Origin of the sequence: Alloactinosynnema sp. L-07, from assembly GCF_900070365.1 — a bacterium.
Lineage (GTDB): Bacteria > Actinomycetota > Actinomycetes > Mycobacteriales > Pseudonocardiaceae > Actinokineospora.
Genome location: NZ_LN850107.1, coordinates 4,151,140 through 4,168,917 on the forward strand (window position 1 = coordinate 4,151,140; position 17,778 = coordinate 4,168,917).

The 17,778-nt window shown below is 69.3% G+C and carries 14 protein-coding genes and 1 pseudogene; 5 read left to right on the plus strand and 10 right to left on the minus strand.

The features are described from left to right. The first annotated feature begins 31 nt into the window (after positions 1–31). The gene (locus tag BN1701_RS18405) at positions 32–973 is read left to right on the plus strand and encodes a nucleoside hydrolase (protein WP_054050495.1); all 942 of its coding nucleotides are present in this window, start codon (positions 32–34) and stop codon (positions 971–973) included. On the opposite strand, the gene BN1701_RS18410 is transcribed toward BN1701_RS18405, so the two are convergent. The 4 genes from BN1701_RS18410 to BN1701_RS18425 are packed head-to-tail and all read right to left on the minus strand — an operon-like array spanning position 951 to position 4,738. Next, a complete protein-coding gene (locus BN1701_RS18410; RefSeq protein WP_054050497.1) occupies positions 951–2,123 on the minus strand; it encodes a hypothetical protein in 1,173 nt (390 codons plus the stop codon). The genes BN1701_RS18405 and BN1701_RS18410 overlap by 23 nt on opposite strands. After that, a complete protein-coding gene (locus BN1701_RS18415; RefSeq protein WP_054050499.1) occupies positions 2,124–3,080 on the minus strand; it encodes a class I SAM-dependent methyltransferase in 957 nt (318 codons plus the stop codon). After that, a complete protein-coding gene (locus BN1701_RS18420; RefSeq protein ID WP_054050501.1) occupies positions 3,070–3,849 on the minus strand; it encodes an enoyl-CoA hydratase/isomerase family protein in 780 nt (259 codons plus the stop codon). Before BN1701_RS18420 ends, BN1701_RS18415 begins: the two co-directional genes overlap by 11 nt. Positions 3,850–3,901: 52 nt before the next feature. Next, positions 3,902–4,738, minus strand: a complete 837-nt coding sequence (locus BN1701_RS18425; protein ID WP_054050503.1) for an ABC transporter ATP-binding protein — start codon at positions 4,736–4,738, stop codon at positions 3,902–3,904. An 83-nt stretch (positions 4,739–4,821) separates the two neighbouring features. Here BN1701_RS18425 and glgX point away from each other — a divergent pair, with 83 nt between their 5' ends. The 3 genes from glgX (at position 4,822) to BN1701_RS18440 (ending at position 8,123) form a co-directional block, all read left to right on the plus strand. Then, a complete protein-coding gene (gene glgX, locus BN1701_RS18430) occupies positions 4,822–6,942 on the plus strand; it encodes a glycogen debranching protein GlgX (protein ID WP_054050505.1) in 2,121 nt (706 codons plus the stop codon). A gap of 246 nt (positions 6,943–7,188) precedes the next feature. Then, positions 7,189–7,731, plus strand: coding sequence for a cysteine dioxygenase family protein (locus tag BN1701_RS18435; RefSeq protein ID WP_054050506.1), 543 nt, complete (start codon positions 7,189–7,191; stop codon positions 7,729–7,731). Beyond that, positions 7,728–8,123 (plus strand): rhodanese-like domain-containing protein, encoded by a 396-nt coding sequence (locus tag BN1701_RS18440; RefSeq protein ID WP_054050508.1) that lies wholly within the window; start codon positions 7,728–7,730, stop codon positions 8,121–8,123. The genes BN1701_RS18435 and BN1701_RS18440 overlap by 4 nt, the downstream gene beginning before the upstream one ends. 12 nt (positions 8,124–8,135) lie before the next feature. Here the strand turns inward: BN1701_RS18440 and BN1701_RS18445 are convergent, their stop codons facing one another. The 4 genes and pseudogenes from BN1701_RS18445 to BN1701_RS36495 form a co-directional block, all read right to left on the minus strand. Further along, positions 8,136–8,741 (minus strand): phosphoribosylanthranilate isomerase, encoded by a 606-nt coding sequence (locus tag BN1701_RS18445; RefSeq protein ID WP_054050510.1) that lies wholly within the window; start codon positions 8,739–8,741, stop codon positions 8,136–8,138. A 329-nt stretch (positions 8,742–9,070) separates the two neighbouring features. Next, positions 9,071–9,868, minus strand: coding sequence for an IS21-like element helper ATPase IstB (istB, locus tag BN1701_RS18450; protein WP_054050512.1), 798 nt, complete (start codon positions 9,866–9,868; stop codon positions 9,071–9,073). After that, positions 9,868–11,113 (minus strand): annotated as a pseudogene (istA, locus tag BN1701_RS34375) (IS21 family transposase). Before istA ends, istB begins: the two are co-directional and overlap by 1 nt. A gap of 81 nt (positions 11,114–11,194) precedes the next feature. Next, positions 11,195–11,638, minus strand: a complete 444-nt coding sequence (locus tag BN1701_RS36495; protein ID WP_054050514.1) for a hypothetical protein — start codon at positions 11,636–11,638, stop codon at positions 11,195–11,197. Positions 11,639–12,101: 463 nt separating this feature from the next. On the opposite strand from BN1701_RS36495, the gene BN1701_RS35665 reads away from it, so the two are divergent. Continuing rightward, on the plus strand, positions 12,102–13,226 hold the full coding sequence (locus tag BN1701_RS35665) for a hypothetical protein (protein ID WP_157368058.1): 1,125 nt from the start codon (positions 12,102–12,104) through the stop codon (positions 13,224–13,226). Positions 13,227–13,455: 229 nt separating this feature from the next. Here the strand turns inward: BN1701_RS35665 and BN1701_RS34385 are convergent, their stop codons facing one another. Beyond that, the gene (locus BN1701_RS34385) at positions 13,456–14,373 is read right to left on the minus strand and encodes an IS30 family transposase (RefSeq protein WP_172803279.1); all 918 of its coding nucleotides are present in this window, start codon (positions 14,371–14,373) and stop codon (positions 13,456–13,458) included. 131 nt (positions 14,374–14,504) lie between these two features. Continuing rightward, on the minus strand, positions 14,505–17,051 hold the full coding sequence (gene glgP / locus BN1701_RS18475) for an alpha-glucan family phosphorylase (protein ID WP_054050519.1): 2,547 nt from the start codon (positions 17,049–17,051) through the stop codon (positions 14,505–14,507). Positions 17,052–17,778 lie beyond the last annotated feature (727 nt).

A 17,778-nucleotide genomic window follows, 5' to 3' on the forward strand; every position in this document is an offset into this window, starting at 1 on the left:
AGCAGTAGGGCGGGCCTGAAAGGGTGGTGGCATGACTCGACTGATCATCGACACGGATCCAGGCGTCGACGACGCGTTCGCCATCGCGCTGGCCGCCCGGTCCGCCGATATCGACCTGCTGGCGGTGACCACGGTGTTCGGCAACGTCGGCCTGGAGTCGACCACCCGCAACGCGCTGCGGGTGCTGGCGCTGTGCGGCCGGGAGGACGTTCCGGTCGCGGTGGGGGCGGCGCGGCCGCTGGTACACCCGCAGGCCTCGGAGGGCAAGGCCGCGCACGGCGAGGACGGGCTGTCCGGCCAGGCTGATTCGCTGCCCACGCGACTGCGTGGCGTCGAGCCGCTGCCCGCGGTGGCGCTGATGGCGAAGGTCCTGCGCGAGTCGCCGGAGCCGGTGACGCTGGTGCCTATCGGGCCGCTGACGAACATCGCGCTGCTGCTGGCGACACACCCGGAGGTCAAGCCGAAGATCGAGCGGCTGGTGATCATGGGTGGCGGGCTGGCGGGCGGGAACACGACCGCGGCGGCCGAGTTCAACGTCTGGTCCGATCCGGAGGCCGCCTACCGGGTGCTGGTCGAGGAAGACCTGCCGACCGTCCTCGTCCCGATCGACCTGACCTACCGCTGCCGGGTCGAGGCGGACTGGCTGGCCGAGCTGGCCGCGTCCGGGCCCGTGGGTGCTGGGCTGGAGAGTCTGACGGCCACCTATCGCGCGCACTACAGCGCGTTGATGGGCTTCGACGGGCTGGTGATCCACGACGCCGTGGCGGTGGCCGAGGCGATCAAGCCGGGGATCCTGTCGACCGCGCGACTGCCGGTCCAGGTGGAGACCGCGTTCGGGCCCGCGCGCGGCGCGGTCATCGCCGACCACCGCCGCCGGACGCAAAACGACCTGCACGGCGCCCGCGCTATCGATGTCGCGATAGACACCGACGTCGACGGGCTGCGGGCGTTCATCCTCGATCGGCTGCGCTGACCGCCTCGCAGAGGATCGCCACCGGCGAGCGGCCGATCCTGGTCAGCACGACCGAGGCGTCCCCGTCGCCACGCAGCTTGAGGCGGGGACGCAAGGCGTTGGGGTCGACGTCGAGACCGCGCACCAGGATCTCCAGCCTGCCGATCCCCCGCCCGGCCAAGGCCGCGCGCAGCGCTTTCTCGGTGTATTTGCCGTGCTCCAGCACGCGGAACGCGCGGACGCCCGGAGGCGGAACCGGCCCGGTCAAGTAGGCGATGCGCTCATCAAGTTGACCTAGTCCGTTAGCGGCCGCGTAATGGCGGACAAGGCCTGCGCGGACCACGGCGCCGTCCGGGTCGATGATCCACTCATCGACGGGCAAGACGGGACACGCGTCGTCCTGTTCGTCGGTGATCGTCCATTCGGTCCCGTCGGACCGCAGCACGCTGGCCCGGCGCGTCGCCGTCGTCGCCAGGCCACCGGTCCACAGGCAGGCTTCGCGGACGGCGCCGTCGAGGGAGACGATCTCGACCTCGTCGGCCCACGGGACGTCGGCGAAGTCGATGCCCGGCGCGCATTTCACCGCGAGGTCACGGCCGCGATAGGTGTCGGCCAAGGCGTTGAGCGGCGGCGCGAAGTCCTCCGGCCGCCACCGCCTGCGGCCCGACGAGTCGCGCCTGCCGGGGTCGGCGAGCACGGCGGTGGACCTGGTGACCGGGGTCAGCGCGTCGGCTTGGACCAGCTGGACACCCGGCACGTTGCCGCGCGCCATGGCCAGCCGAACGGGGTCGAGATCGGAGCCGACGGCTCGCTCGGCGGTCTCGGCGACAGCGGCGAGGTCGACCCCGACCGAGCAGGTCACGTCATGGGCGAGGCGGCCCGCGAGCCTGCGGGCGCGGTGGCGCGCGACCCGGGTCGGTGTGGCCTGTTGGAGGGCGGCGTCGGTGAACAGCCAGCGCACCGGATCGTCTACTTTGGACACTGCTTTCCGACGCAGCAGCACCGTCTCCAGCAGTGCGGGCGCGCGCTCACCGGCCAGCGAGCGCGCGGTGGCGACGTCGGCGAGATAGGACGCGGAGGTCAGCGGCAGCCGAGCGATCTCGGCCGCCGCCGCGACCCCGTCGGGCGACCGCAGGAACGCGATGTCGCCGAGGGTGAACCCGTAGCCCACTCAGTTCGGCTTGCGGCCGCTGATGAGCACGTTGTAGAACAGCTCGCGCGGCAGCACCTTGCGCAGCAGCCGCTCATCGAGCCACGTCAGCCGCTGCCAGGTCTTGTAGGCGAACATGCCCCAGCCGAAGCCCAGCTTCTCGCGCGGGACGGCGGCCTCGAATGTGCGCACCGGCCAGCCGAACAGCGCGGCGGCGAACTCCTCGGTCACCGCCTTGACCTCGACCATGCCCGCCTCGCGGGCCTGCGTCTCCAGCTCGGCCGGGTCGAAGGTGTGGATGTCGACCACGGCTTCGAGCGCGGCGGCCCGGCTCGACTCGTCGAGCTCCTCCTGCGGCCTGCGCCAGTCGCGCAGCGCGGCGAGCTTGGTGACGTTGGTGGTCAGCCACCAGGTCGCCTGGCCGAGCTTGCGCGCGTACCGGTCGCCGACCTTGGTCGGCTCACCCGCGAAGACGAACCGGCCGCCCGGCTTGAGCACCCGCTGGATCTCGCGGAACGCGGCCGGGATGTCGGGGATGTGGTGCAGCACGGCGTGGCCGATGACCAGGTCGAAGCTGTTGTCGTCATACGGGATCCGCTCGGCGTCGGCGACCCGGCCGTCCACGTCGAGCCCAAGGCCCTTGGCGTTGCGCAGGGCGACCTCGACCATGCCGGGCGACAGGTCGGTGACCGAGCCCTTCTTGATCACGCCGCCCTGCATCAGGTTGAGCAGGAAGAAGCCGGTGCCGCTGCCGAGTTCCATGGCGTGCTCGTACGGCCAGCCCTGGTCGCCCGCGACGGACTTGAAGCGGCCGACGGCGTAGTCGATGCAGCGCTCGTCGTAGGAGATCGACCACTTCTCGTCGTACGTGCCCGCTTCCCAGTCGTGGTAGAGCACGTTGGCGAGCTTGGGATCGGCGAACGCGGCCTCGACCTGCGCGGCTGTGGCGTGCGGGTTCGGGGTGGGGTCAGCGGCCATTGAACTCGGCCTTTCCTGGTCCGTTCTCGATGAACGAGCGCAGTCCGGTCTCGCGGTCCTCGGTGGCGAACAGGGCCGCGAAGAGATTGGTCTCCAACTTGAGGCCGCTGGCGAGGTCGTTGTCCAGGCCGCCGTCGATGGCCGCCTTCGCCGCGGCGAGCGCGCGGGACGCGCCCCGGGTGAACTGACTGGCCCAGCGCTTGGCCGCCTCGTAGACGTCGTCAGGCGCGACGACCTCGTCGACCATGCCGAGCGCGAGCGCCTCATCGGCCTTGACGAACCGGCCGGTGTACACGAGGTCCTTGGTCTTGCTCGGCCCGATCAGCCGGGCCAGCCGCTGCGTACCGCCCGCGCCGGGAATGATGCCGAGCAGGATCTCCGGCTGGCCGACCTTGGCGTTGTCACCCGCGATCCGCCGGTCGCAGGCCAGGGCCAGCTCGAAGCCGCCGCCGAGAGCGAAGCCGGTGATCGCGGCGACCGTGGGCTTGGGCAGCTCGGCGATCGCGGTGATCGAGCCGGTCAACTCGGGGGCGTAGTCGGCGATGTCGGGGTAGGACATCTCCGCGAATTCCTTGACGTCGGCGCCCGCCGCGAAGACCTTCGGACCGCCGTAGACGATGACCGCCTTGACGTCGTCGCGCTCGCGCGCCTCCTGCGCGGCCACCCGCAGCTCAGCCTGCAGCTGACGGTTGATGGCGTTCATCGGCGGCCGGTCGAGCCGGATGGTGCCGATGCCGTCCTCGACCTCGAGCCGAACGAACTCACCCACGGTGGAGCCTCCTACCGGTCTGTTTGCCGAAGGTTACCTGTCAGTACAGCCGTCAGCCGTCGCGGCGGGCGAAGTACCGGTCGCCCGACCGTTCGAGGACGAGGTTCTGACCGAACGCGGTCGAGAGGTTTTCGCTGGTCAGAACATCTTCGATCAAGCCCTGCGCGACCACGCCGCCCGCCGACAGCAGCAGCAGGTGGGTGAATCCGGGCGGGATCTCCTCGACGTGGTGGGTGACGAGCACGGTCGCGGGGGCGTCCGGGTCGAGCGCCAGCTCCGACAGGCGGGCCACGAGGTCTTCCCGGCCGCCGAGGTCGAGACCGGCGGCGGGCTCGTCGAGCAAGAGCAGCTCAGGGTCGGTCATCAGCGCGCGAGCGATCATGGCGCGCTTACGCTCTCCTTCGGAGAGGGTGCCGAAGAGCCGGTCGGCCAGGTGGGCGATGCCCATGGCCTTGAGCAACTCGGCCGCGCGGCCGGTGTCGAGCTGGTCGTACTGCTCGCGCCAGCGGCCAAGGACCGCGTAACCGGCGGAGACGACGACGTCGAGGACCAGTTCGTCGGCGGGGACGCGACCGGCGAGCGCGGCCGAGCAAAAGCCGATTCGGGTCCGGAGCTCGAAGACGTCGACCTTGCCGAGCCGGTCACCGAGGACGTGGACGACGCCGGTGGTCGGGTGCAGTTCCGCGCCCGCGAGCCGCAGCAGCGTGGTCTTGCCCGCACCGTTGCCGCCGAGGACCACCCACCGCTCGTCGAGCTCGACGCTCCAGTTCACCCCTTTGAGGAGATCGGTGCTGCCGCGGCGGACGCCGACGTCCGCCAGGTGCACAACCAGGTCGTCGGGAGCGTCCGGGGCGGTGCTGGCGTCAAGGTGCGCGGTCACGGCGGACATTCTGCCTTTGTCCCGCCGTGACCGGGGGCGTCGGGGGTCACCCGTCGGAGGCGCCAACCGATGATCGTGGGCAGGATGGACGGGTGACCCCTTCCTCGCCGCGTCCGCTGCCAGGTCATCCCTTCCCGCTCGGCGCGCACCCCGAGGCGGGTGGGGTGCGGTTCGCGGTGGCGTCGTCGGTCGCCGACGCGGTCGAGGTCTGTCTGATCGGCGAGGGCGACGTCGAGCGGCGCGTCGAGCTGCCCGAGCGGACTTTCGATGTGTGGCACGGCGTCGTACCGGGAGTCACCCCTGGTCAGCGCTACGGCTACCGCGTCCACGGGCCCTACGACCCCGGGCGCGGTCTGCGGTGCAACCCGACCAAGCTGCTGGTCGACCCGTACACCCGGCGGATCGAGGGCGCCGTCACCGACCTCGGCGCCACCCGCGGCTACCGGGGCGACCCGATGACCGGCCCGCCGTCGCGGATCGACTCGCTGGGGTCGGTGCCGCTGTCGGTGGTCACCTCACCGGGCGGCCCGGACACCGGCCGGGCGCCGGAGGTGCCGTTCGAGGAGACGGTGATCTACGAACTGCACGTTCGCGGCTTCACCAAACTGCACCCGGACGTGCCGAAAGAACAGCGCGGGACCTATCTCGGCCTCGCGCACCCGGCAGTCATCGACTATCTGGTGCGGCTCGGGGTAACCGCGGTGGAGTTGCTGCCGGTCCACAGCTTCGCCGACGAGCCCCTGCTACTGCGGTCCGGCAGACACAACTATTGGGGTTACTCGACGCTCGGCTTCCTCGCCCCCCACCCCGGCTACTCCTCCCGCCGCGGCCGCGAGGTCGAGGAGTTCCGCACCATGGTCGCCGCGCTGCACGCGGCAGGCATCGAGGTGATCGTCGACGTCGTCTACAACCACACCTGCGAGGGCGCGGTCAACGGCCCCACGGTGTCGTTGCGCGGTCTGGACGCGCCCGCCTACTACTTGCTCGACGACACCGGGCACGACGTCGACCTCACCGGCTGCGGGAACACGGTCGACGCGGGCTCGCCCACAGTGGTGCGGCTGGTCACCGACTCGATGCGGTACTTCGCGACGGAACTGGGAGTCGACGGGTTCCGCCTGGACCTCGCCAGCATCCTCGGCCGTCCCGCGGGCGGCCCCTTTCAGGCCGAAGCGCCTCTGCTGACCGCGATCACCACCGACCCAGTCCTCGCCACGCGCAAGCTGATCGCCGAACCCTGGGACGCCACCGGCGACGGCTACCGAGTCGGCGGCTTCGGCGTCCAGTGGGCCGAGTGGAACGGCCGCTACCGCGACACCACCCGAGACTTCTGGCGCGGCGCCACCGGCCTCCGCGACCTGGCCTACCGGCTGTCCGGCTCCTCAGACCTGTACTCAGGCAACCGCAGGCGTCCGTGGGCGTCGATCAACTTCATCACCGCCCACGACGGCTTCACCCTGCGCGACCTGGTCTCCTACGACCACAAACACAACCACGAGAACGGTGAACACGGCGCCGACGGCACCAACGACAACCGCTCATGGAACTGCGGCGTCGAAGGCGAAACCACCGACCCAGGCGTGCTCGAACTCCGCGACCGCCAAGCCCGCAACCTGCTGAGCACCCTGCTGCTCTCCACCGGCACCCCCCTGCTCACCGCGGGCGACGAACGCTGGCGCACCCAACACGGCAACAACAACCCATACTGCCTGGACAACCAGACATCGTGGCTCGACTGGACAAGCACCCCCCGCACTGAAGCCCTGCTCGCCTTCACCCGAAACCTGATCTCCCTGCGAGCCGCGTCCCCCGCCCTCCGCCAACCCGAGTTCTTCGACGGACGCCCCACCAAGTCGGGCGAACCGGACCTGGTGTGGTTCCGCCCCGACGGCACCCCCATGACCGACCCCGACTGGTTCGACGAGTCCCGCCGCACCCTCGGCATGTGGATCGACGGCTCCGAGTGTCTCTCCCACACCCGCGAAGGCGACCCCATAGCCGACGACTCCTGGCTCCTCCTCGTCCACGCGGGTGCCGAACCGACCGACTTCACCCTCCCCGACCCCACCTATGGCGACAGCTTCATCCCCACCCTCGACACCAACACCCCGCAAGGCACCCCAGCCACCCGAAACCCCCACAACCCCAGCGACAAAGTCCCCCTCCCACCCCGAACCCTGCTGGTTCTCCGCGCTCCCCGGGCCACGCCGTAGCCCGATTCCGCATCCGCGCCCGCCAAAGTCCACGACGTGGGACACGAGGCGAGCCGTCGCGCACCGTGCCACGATGACCACGTGACCAGGTCGCTGTTCCCGTGGCGCGACCGCACGATCGACCACAAGTTGGTGGCCTCGTGCGGCTGTACCGCCACGCGGCCCGCTGGAACCCTCAGTCGCTGACTCCCGTCTCGGCGTGCCGCGTTTCGCTGTCATCAATTGGCACGAACGAGGAGCCTCGCCTTGACTTCCACGATCGCCGATCTCGACATTCACCCCCGTCTCGACTCTCCAACCCTGCGCGGCCTGATCCGCCCTCGCCATCCACTGTGGACGCCTGCGGAGTTGCGCACTCTCACCTCAGCCGTCGCCAACCGCCTGTTGAGCCGATTGGTCGAGGTGGTCCGGTTCTCCAGCCCGCTGCGCTGGTGGACGCGCGTCGCCGTCACCGAAGAGGTTGAGGTGTGGCTCTTGTCGTGGCTACCCGGCCAAGGCACCGTCCCCCACGACCACGGCGGCGCCGCAGGATCGTTCGCGGTCGCTATGGGCGAACTGGCCGAGACCTTCCGCTACCCGGCGGGCCCGATCCGCAACACCCTGCACACCCAGGGATCGGTGGTCGCCTTCGGCGCGGGGCGCGCCCACCAAGTGCAGAACCTCGGCGCTCAGCCGGCGGCGAGCGTGCACGCCTACTCACCGCCTTTGGTGCCCACCCGCGACTACGTCAGTCTCCGCGACGTTCCCGACAGCATTCCGACTCTCCCGACACAGCGAGCAACCCGATGAGCGCAATTGACGACCAACTAGCCCAGGCAAGGTCCACTTTGGACCGTCTCGACCCAGCCGACGCCGATCGACTACGCCAGGACGGCGCCCTGCTGATCGACATCCGCCCCTTCGCCAACCGCGCCGAGGAAGGCGAGATTCCTGGCGCGATCCCAGTCGAGCGCATCCACCTCGAGTGGCGCCTGGACCCCCACGGCGATCACCGCCTCCCCGGCTTCACCGAAGACACGACAGTGATCGTCTTCTGCAACGAAGGCTATGCGTCGTCCCTGGCCGCCCGAGACGTCAAACGCCTGGGCCTGCACAACGCCACCGATCTCATAGGCGGCTTCCGCGCATGGAACGACGCAGGGCTTCCCACGAGACCAGGCGGAACCCCCGCGGTCCCCTGACCCGACCTGCGATCAGACAGACGCAGACCGAGCAGCAGCGACGAACGCGTGAATCAACTCGCGGTCTTTCACCCCACGAGTCGACTCGACCCCGCTGGACACGTCCACGCCCCACGGCCTCGCGGCCGCGATCGCCGCCGCGACGTTGTCCGGTCGCAACCCACCCGCCAGAATCCACCGCCCCGACGGCCGCGCTCCATCAAGCTGCGCGAGGTCCCACTGCTCGCCGGAACCCGCCACCTTCGAGTCGAGCAGCAGGAAGTCCTCACCGAACGCCCCCACTCGAACGTCCGTACCATCCCTCAACACGTTGGCGCGAATGATCTGCACAGGCAAGTCCGCAAAGACATCGAACGCCTCAACCGGATAGTCGCCGTGCAACTGCACCGCCCCCATCCCCGACGCCAAAGTCATCTCAGCCGCATCGTCCGCCGAGATCCCCTTGAACACGCCGACAGTCAACATCCCGTCCGGCACCTCCACGGCAAGCCGCTTCGCCTCCGACACCGTCACCTGCCGAACACTCTCGGCAAAGACAAACCCGACGGCGTCTGCCCCTGCCTCCGCAGCCGCCCGCACATCCCCGGCCGTCCGCAGGCCGCACACCTTTACGAACATGCCGCCGACGATACCTCCGCACGCCCAACCACCCACGCACCCAACGACTACCCGCACCACGCCGTCGAGCGCTCATCGTCGGACCTGGCCAGATGTTCCGGCCGCCGTCTCACGCGGTCCGTCACCCCAGCGCCTGCGGCAGCGAACCAGCACCCCCGTTTCCCGCCGAATCACCTGCCCGGCGACCCCACAACCCTCCAGCCCCAGCCCAAACCTCAGGACCAGGACTCAACACAACCCGAACCCAGGACCGGCGCCCTGTCAACGGCACTCGAAATCTGACCCCCAGGCGGCATCTGAATGTTGACCCCCTGTGTGTTGGTTGATCTTTATTCTTCGGTGCCACTGGCGGTGGGGACGCGGCCGAGGTCGCGGTCCTTGAGCCGGTAGCTGTCGCCTTTGAGGGCGATGACCTCGGCGTGGTGGACGAGGCGGTCGATCATGGCGGCGGCGACCACGTCGTCGCCGAAGACCTCGCCCCACCGGCCGAAGACTTTGTTGGATGTGACGATCACGCTGGCCCGCTCATAGCGGGAGGACACGAGTTGGAAGAACAGGTTCGCGGCTTCGGCCTCGAACGGGATGTAGCCGACCTCGTCGATGACGATCAGCGGATAGCGACCGAGTTTGGTCAACTCGGCCTGCAACCGCCCCGCGTGGTGGGCCTCTGCCAACCGGGCCACCCACTCGGCGGCGGTGGCGAACGCGACCCGGTGCCCGGCCTGGCAGGCCCGGATGGCCAGGCCGATCGCGAGGTGGGTCTTGCCGGTGCCGGGCGGGCCGAGGAACACCACATTCTCTTTGGCGGCAACGAAATCGAGGGTGCCGAGGTGGGAGATCACGTCGCGTTTCAACCCGCGGGCGTGATCGAAGTCGAACTCCTCCAGCGACTTGCGGGCAGGGAACCGGGCGGCCCGGACCCGGCCCTCGCCGCCGTGGGACTCCCGCGCGGAGACCTCGCGTTGCAGGCAGGCGATGAGGAACTCCTCATGCGTCCAGGACTCCGCCCGCGCCCGTTGCGCGAGGCGGGCGACGGACTCGCGCAGGGTTGGCGCCTTCAACGCCCGGGTCAGGTAGGCGACCTCGGCGGCCAGGTCCCGCGACGGTGGTGTGGTCTTCACGGCCATCACGCCACCCCACCATCGATGCCATCGAGGCCGAGCGCGGTGTCGTAGTCGGCCAGGCAGCGGACTTCGACCTCCGGTTCGGTCGCCGGGCGCAGCATGCCGATCCGCTTGCGGCGCAACACCTTTGCCGCAACGAGATGGCTGGGATCGGAGATCGTCTGGTGCCAGGCCCAGATCCGCTCGTGATCGGCGACGAGCCTGCCATCGCAGTGCACCCGCACCCGATCCAGGTCGGCGATCACCTCGATGCGGCGACCGATCACGCCCGGGTGCACTGAGTAATCGTTGGAGTCCAGACGGACATAGTGGTCGCGCGCCAACCTGGTCGAGGCCCGCCACCCGACCGCAGGCGCGACCGGCGGCAGCGCCAGCATCGCCGTCCTGTCGGCGGTGATCCGGTCGGCAGGCGCGCACCCAAGTACCCGCTTGGGCCGAGTGTTGGCCACCGCCAGCCACCCCTCGAGCTGCGCGGCGAACTCCGCAGGCGAGGCAAACTGCCTTCCAGGCAGGAACGAACGCTCCAGATAATCGTGCGCCCGCTCGCACCAGACCCTTGGCCTCCGGGTCCGCCGGACGGCAGATGACCACCTTCGTGGCCAGCGTCCCACGGAACGCCTGGCAGTCCGCGGTGAGCTCACTGCGCCCGCCGCGCCACCGGCCCACGGCACCCTCACCGTCCCAGACCAGCACCCGTGGCACCGCACCCAACTTCTCGACCAGCCGCCACCACCCGGCGAACAAGTCCTCCGCACAGCGGTTCGGAATCAGCACCGCCGAGAGCCACCGCGAGTACCCGCACGCCATGGTCAGCACCGGCAGACGAGCAGGTTTACGGGCCTGCCCGAACCCGACCGGCAGCGTGATCGGCGGGAACCACAGATCGCACTGGGCGATCTCCCCGGCGGCATACGTGGTGCGTGAGGCAGGGTCCGGCGGCAGATACACCGGCCGCAACTCGGCCACCCGCTCCGACAGCACCCGGATCGACCGCTTCCAGCCGATCCGCTCCGCGATCACCGTCGCCGGCATCGTCGGATACGCCCGCAACAACTCACGAATCCGCGGCTCGACCGCATCCACGATCGAACCCTTCAACGGCCGCACATACTTCGGCGGCGCATCCGAGGCCAGCGCGGCACGCACCGTGTTCCTCGAGACACCCAAAACCCGAGCGATCACCTTGATCGGCAAACGCTCCGACCTGCGCAAACGACGAATCTCAGCCCAATCCTCCACGGACAACACCCTTCGTCCTCCCCGGCTCGACTACGAGCCAGAGTCACCGGACAGGGGGTCAAAATTCGGATGCCACGCGGGGGTCAGTTTTCACCCGCCGTCGACACGCCCGCAGTCGGGCAGCCAGCCGACCACCGCGCCTCCGAGGGCGCCGCCGCGACTGGGGTCGCGGTTGACCGACTGGCCCTGCCCAGCCCAGCCCAGCCCAGCCCAGCCCAGCCCAGCCCAGCCCAGCCCAGCCCAGCCCAGCCCAGCCCAGCCCAGCCCAGCCCAGCCCAGCCCAGCCCAGCCCAGCCCAGCCCAGCCCAGCCCAGCCCAGCCCAGCCCAGCCCAGCCCAGCCCAGCCCAGCCCAGCCCAGCCCGGCTCCGGCTCCGGCTCCGGCTCAGGCTCCGGCTCAGGCTCCGGCTCAGGCTCAGGCTCCGGCTCAGGCTCAGGCTCAGGCTCAGGCTCAGGCTCAGGCTCAGGCTCGCCAGCTCGGGCTCGGGCTCCGGCTCGGTGGCCGGAGGTCCCCCCTCAAGCCAACTGCGGGCCACGGGAGGTGGGCGCGGCCGCCGCCACGATCGCACCAGGCATTGGGCTCGGGCTCCAGCCCAGGCTCGGGCTCCAGCCCAGGCTCGGGCTCGGGCACCAGCACCGGCACGGCACCGGCACCGGCACCGGCACCGGCCCGGGCTCAGGCTCCCGCTCCGGCCAAAGCTCCGGCTCGGGCCCGGCTCGGGCCCGGGCCTGGGAGCCGGTCCGGCTCAGGCTCCCGCTTCGGCTGCCTCAGCAGGCAACCGACCGATCCGAGCCCAGCCGAACCGCCACGCTGGGCAGCTCACCAGCCCTCTGCCCGGGCGGCCCCGGAACTGCAGTGTCCAGGTGCAGCCCCGACCCACCCGTCGGGAGTTCATAAGGCGCTCCGTCCCGCGTGCCGTCCAAGAGTGCGGGTGGGAACCGGTGGATCACGAGTAGCGTCTGCTTCCCGTGCGGTTACTTCGAGCCATCCACGGTCCGGTGTTCCTCTCTGTCGTCTTCACCGCGGCCGCGGTGACCGCGGTTGAGCGGTCGGCAGAGGAAGTCGGACGAGGTCTACTCGGCACATTTTGCGGCCTCCTGATCGGTCTCCTTTCCCTCCAGGTCGGTCTCCTGATCGGCGCCTGGGCCCTTTCCGTTCGAATTCACCGCGTGGTGATCGGCGTCGGCAGCCGCGTCAAGGACTGGACGACGTCGCGACGTGTCGTCGTTGTTCGCGCTGTCCCTCTGTTCCTGTCTATTTCTGTCGGCCCCGGAAAAGCTCCGGCACGGAGGCGAATGTGGGGAGCAGCACTCGCCTCGACGGCGGCTGGTCTCATCGTCACCACCTTGTCCCTGATCGCCGCCATCAGGTGGTCCGGCGGTTTCTCAATGGGTTTTGCGATCGCGTGCTCATTGACTGTCGGCCATGCGCTGATCCCACGGAAGTCCGCTACATCGACTTCCACCGGGTGGTTCGTGCTGAACCTCCCTCGCCTCACCGGTGTCCGCGCCCAACAAATGGATGCCGCACCTCTGGTTGCTCGTACCGTCGATGCCACCCAGGACGGACACCTCGACATCGCGGCAGAATTGGCCGCCGAACTCCGCGTCGAGTACCCGGCGCTGCGCACCGCGACCGCGGCGCGAGTGCTCGTCCTGCAGGCGCAAGGTCGCTTCGCCGAAGCGCTGATGGTCGCGATGACGCTCGTCGAAGACCCTGACCAGACTCCCGCTGAGGCGGCGGTCGCGTTCGCCGCGCTCGGTGGACTGGCCTGCGCCACCGTCGAAGCAGGGCATCTCGACCCCGAGGTCGGCCTCAGCACCGCAGGACAGGCGATCGAGAACGCCATGACCCTCGGCTACCCAAAGCACAAGCTGAACGGATCGCGAGCCCTGCACGAACTGCTTTCCGGCAACGCGGAACAGGCGATCGTGCTGGCCCGGTTGGCCGCGGAGCTGGGCGACGATCGGCTCGGCCGTGCCGACGACCTCGCCACGCTGGCTCGCGCCCATATGACGGCGGGCGACAATCGCGCGGCCCGACTCGCGTTGACCGAGGCCGAGAAGCTGGTGCCCTGGTGGCCGCGAGTCGCTTCGACAAGAAGTCGGCTCGACATCGGCTAACAGTTTGCAGATAGCGCATGAAGACCCTCCAGTGACCATCGTGGACGTTCGCTCACGTGTTCGACTGTACCGGCCTCATCGTGCCTGCGAGGTGGGGAAACCGACTTTCACTCGATCGAGGGACTTTGTGGCGCGGGCGTGAATGCCCGTGCCAACATCAATGGTGTTCGGGGCGCATCCGGACATCATTGAATGGCCACCCACTACGAGCAGCAAGGGGAGGGCGAGTTCAGACGGTGGAAGCATCTGATTCGAGGAGTTCGGTGAATACCTCGCTCGGTTTCTTCCAGCCGTGGATCTTACGTGGTCGGTCGTTGATCTCGGCGGCGATCGCGGCGAGGTAGCGGGGGTCGCTGGTGATCTCGATGCCCTTGGGCAGGTATTCGCGGACGATGCGGTTGAGGTTCTCGTTGCTGCCGCGTTCCCACGGGGAGTGCGGGTGGGCGAAGTACACCGGCAGCCCGGTGGCGGTGATGTCCTTGTGCAGCGCCATCTCGGAGCCGCAGTCCCAGGTCAGCGACCGTTTGATCGACGCCGGGAGCGGGCCGACGGCGGAGATGATCGCCTCGCTCACGGTCAGCGAGTCCCGCCCGGTCAGCGGCACCAGGACCAGGAACCGGCTGGTGCGCTCGACCAGCGTCGCCACGGCGGTCTTGCCCGCCTTGCCGACGACCAAATCCCCTTCCCAGTGCCCGGGCACCGCGCGCCCCTCGACCTCGGCGGGGCGTTCGTCGAGGTAGCGGGGCTCGCGGATGCGCGGCGCGGGGGCCGGACGCGGCCCGCTCCTGCGGGTGCGGGCGGTGCGCAGCGCGATCAGCTCGCGGCGCAGCGTCGCGACCGGCTGGGCGTAGACCCACTGGTAGATCGCCTCGTGACTCACCCGACCAGCCTGCCCCTGGGCATGATCACGCGCCAACCAGCCCGCGATCGACGCCGGTGACCAGCCCACACGCAGCAAACCCAGCACGAACGACCGCAGCCCCGGGTCACGGTCGACGGCCAACGCCTTCGGCCGCGCCCGAGCCGCCGCGGCGGCCCCATGGGCCCGCTCGGCGCGATAGGCCTCACGACCCCCGTGACGGCTCACCTCACGCGAGACCACCGACGCGTCCCGGCCGATCCGGACCGCGATGTCCCTGAACTCCAACGACTCCGCCAGACACGGGAGATCTCCTCCCGATCCGCCAACGTCAACATCCTGCGCACGACAGGGAATCCTTCCCCACCGAACACCAAGATCACCTGCTACGACCGCCTGAACCTGCCGAGAGCTATCGACTAAGCCAGAACGACCTTGCCCAATTCCGCTTGAGTCGCGAGCAGACCGTGTTTCGGCAGTACCCGCGCTGTGACGCCGAGAGCACCGGCATGCGGAAGCGCGATCTCAGCCGAGTATCGCCCGGTCGCGACAGGGCGCATTGGAGCGGTCACGACATCACTGAGCTCATCCGCATCACTCACCCGACCAACCACAGCCTGCACCTCGACATCCGACGGATCCAGTCCGGCAAGATCGACTGACGCGTGGACGTGGACGCGATCACCGATCACCGGCGTGTGGCCATCATCAAGGGCCAGCTCACAACTGGTCACCCGGATGTGCGGCCAGGCACCCGCCAGACGCCGCCGATACTCGGCTAGATCCTTTGCCACCCGGAAGCCATCGGACTGCGCGAGAACGCCTGCGGTCGCGGCAGGCGCGTAGTGCGCTTCGACGTACTCCCGGACCATGCGCGACGCCTGCACCTGCGGGCCGAGCGACAACAGCGTGTGCCGAACCATCGACATCCACCGACTGGGCACGCCGCCCTTGTCACGGTCGTAGAAGAGAGGAGCAACCTGTGACCCGAGCAGCTCGTACAGCGCGGCCGCCTCCAGATCATCGCGTCGAACGGGGTCGTTGACGCCGTCCGCGGTCGGGATCGCCCAACCGTTGCTGCCGTCGTAGAACTCGTCCCACCAACCGTCCCGAATGGACAGATTGAGGCCACCATTCAGCGCGGCCTTCATGCCGGAGGTCCCGCACGCCTCCAGCGGCCGCATGGGGTTGTTCAGCCACACGTCGCAGCCCCAGTACAGGTAGCGGGCCATCGACATATCGTAGTCGGGAAGGAAGACGATGCGGTGCCGAACCTGCGCGTCGTCCGCGAACCGGACGATCTGTTGGATCAGCGCCTTGCCACCGTCATCGGCGGGGTGAGACTTGCCCGCGACGACGAGTTGAACAGGTCGTTCCGGGTGCAGCAAGAGGGCACGCAGGCGCTCCGGATCGCGGAGCATCAGCGTGAGCCGCTTGTAGGTCGGGACTCGGCGCGCGAAGCCGACCGTGAGCACGTCCGGATCGAACACGGAGTCGGTCCAGTTCAGCTCAAGCGCGGACGCGCCACGTTGCAACCACGCGGCACGTACCCGGCGACGGACCTCGCCGACCAGGCGCTCACGCAACCCGCACCGCAGCTGCCACAGGTCGGCGTCGTTCATCGCGTCGGCGACGGGCGATCCGTCCTCTTCGGACGGATGACCTTCGCCGAAGGCGGTGGACATCTCCCGGGCGGCCCATGTCGGGCCGTGGACACCGTTAGTCACCGAGGAGATCGGCACCTCGTCGGTGTCGAAGCCGGGCCAGAGGGCGCCGAACATCGAGCGGCTGACAGCGCCGTGCAGTTTCGAGACGCCATTGGCGCGTTGGGCGAGCCGAAGGCCCATGTGCGCCATGTTGAACATGCCCGCGTTGCTCTCGGCGCCAAGCGCCAGGATGCGACGGAGGTCGATCCCGGGAAGGAGGGATTCATCGCCGAAGTAGTGCTGGACCAGGTCCACGGGGAACCTGTCGATGCCCGCTGGAACGGGGGTATGGGTCGTGAACACCGTGCCGGCGCGAACCACGGACATCGCTTGGTCGACGTCTAGGTTGTTGCCGGACACCAGTTCGCGGAGTCGTTCCAGACCGAGGAAGCCCGCGTGGCCCTCGTTGGTGTGGAACACCTCGGGCTGGGGCGTGCCAGTCAGTTCGCAGAAGGTGCGCACGGCTCGGACCCCGCCGATACCGGCAAGGATCTCCTGACGGATCCGGTGATCTTGGTCGCCGCCGTAGAGCCGGTCGGTGACGCTGCGCAGGTCGTCGGAGTTCTCTTCGATGTCGGAGTCAAGCAGCAACAGGGGCACGCGACCGACCTGCGCTTTCCAGATCCGGGCGCGCAGGATGCGCCCACCGGGCATCGCGACGTGGACCAAGATCGGTGCGCCAGAGGGCTCGGCCAGGGGTTCGAGCGGGAGGCCGCTCGGGTCGATGATCGGGTAGTGCTCGACCTGCCAACCATCGAGAGAGAGGGACTGCCTGAAATAGCCAGACCGATACAGCAAGCCGACGCCGATCAACGGCACACCCAGGTCGGAGGCCGCCTTGAGGTGGTCGCCCGCGAGGACGCCGAGACCGCCGGAGTAGTTCGGGAGGGCTTCGGTGACGCCGAACTCCATCGAGAAATAGGCGATGGAAGCCGGGAACCGGGTGCCGTCGAGTTCGTCGCCACGGCGCTGGTACCAGCGCGGCTCCTCCATGTAGCGACGAAGGTCGGCCGAGCTCTCGCGAACTTGGCCGAGGAACCCGCCGTCGGCCGCCAGCCGTTCCAGCCGTTCCGCCGGAACCTGCGCGAGCAGGTGGAGCGGATCGCCTCCGACGCGTTGCCAGATGTCCTGGTCGACGGCTGCGAAGAGGTCCTGGGTGGGCGGGTGCCAGGTCCACCGCAGGTTGGTGGCGAGCGTGCCGAGATCGGCAAGCTGCTCCGGAAGACCGGCACGGACGGTGAATCGGCGTACGGCTCTCACGGAGGACGACCCTAGCGGCCAGGCTGGATCGAGCAAGCCGCCGCAGGGGTCGGCCGCTTGGACATGACGACGCGCCGGGTTCGTTAGCGCAGGTGAGGGGAGGTTTGAACGCCGGAGCGATTGGTGGCAATCGGTCCTGGATGAGCGGATCCGTGGATCGGGCAGGGGCGGGCACGCTCCTCGCTGTGGCGCACGGCCGAGCACTGGACCGAGCGCCGAGGTCCCGAGGTCAGCGGGGAGGCAACGGCGCGGGCAGCTGGTGGCGTGGCGACCAGCGCCGGAGTGCGGAGGCTGAGGCGTCGAGGCCTGGGAACCGGGGGCCGTGTTGGAGCCGGAGACACTGGTGGAGTTCCCCGGGTTTCGGGGCATGAGGCGCCGGGTTCGGGAGTGCAGGTTGAGCGCCGGACGCACAGAGCTGGCCGCTGGCGCACCAGATGCCGGGCGCTGGGCGCGGGTACCGGGTGCCGGAATTGGGGCGCTGGACGCATGGGGCCGGGCACGGGGCACGCGAGGCCCAGGTAACGATCGCTTGGCTGCCGGGCGCTTGGGCTCCGGGCTGTGGGTAGCGGGTGCCGGACGCCGGGGCGCTGAGCACCAGGCGCCGGGTGCCAGGCGCCTGGTTCCGGGCGCTGGGTTCCGGGCGCCGGGTTCCGGGCGCTGAGCACCAGGCGCCGGGTTCCGGGCGCCGGGTTCCGGGCGCCGGGTTCCGGGCGCCGGGTTCCGGGCG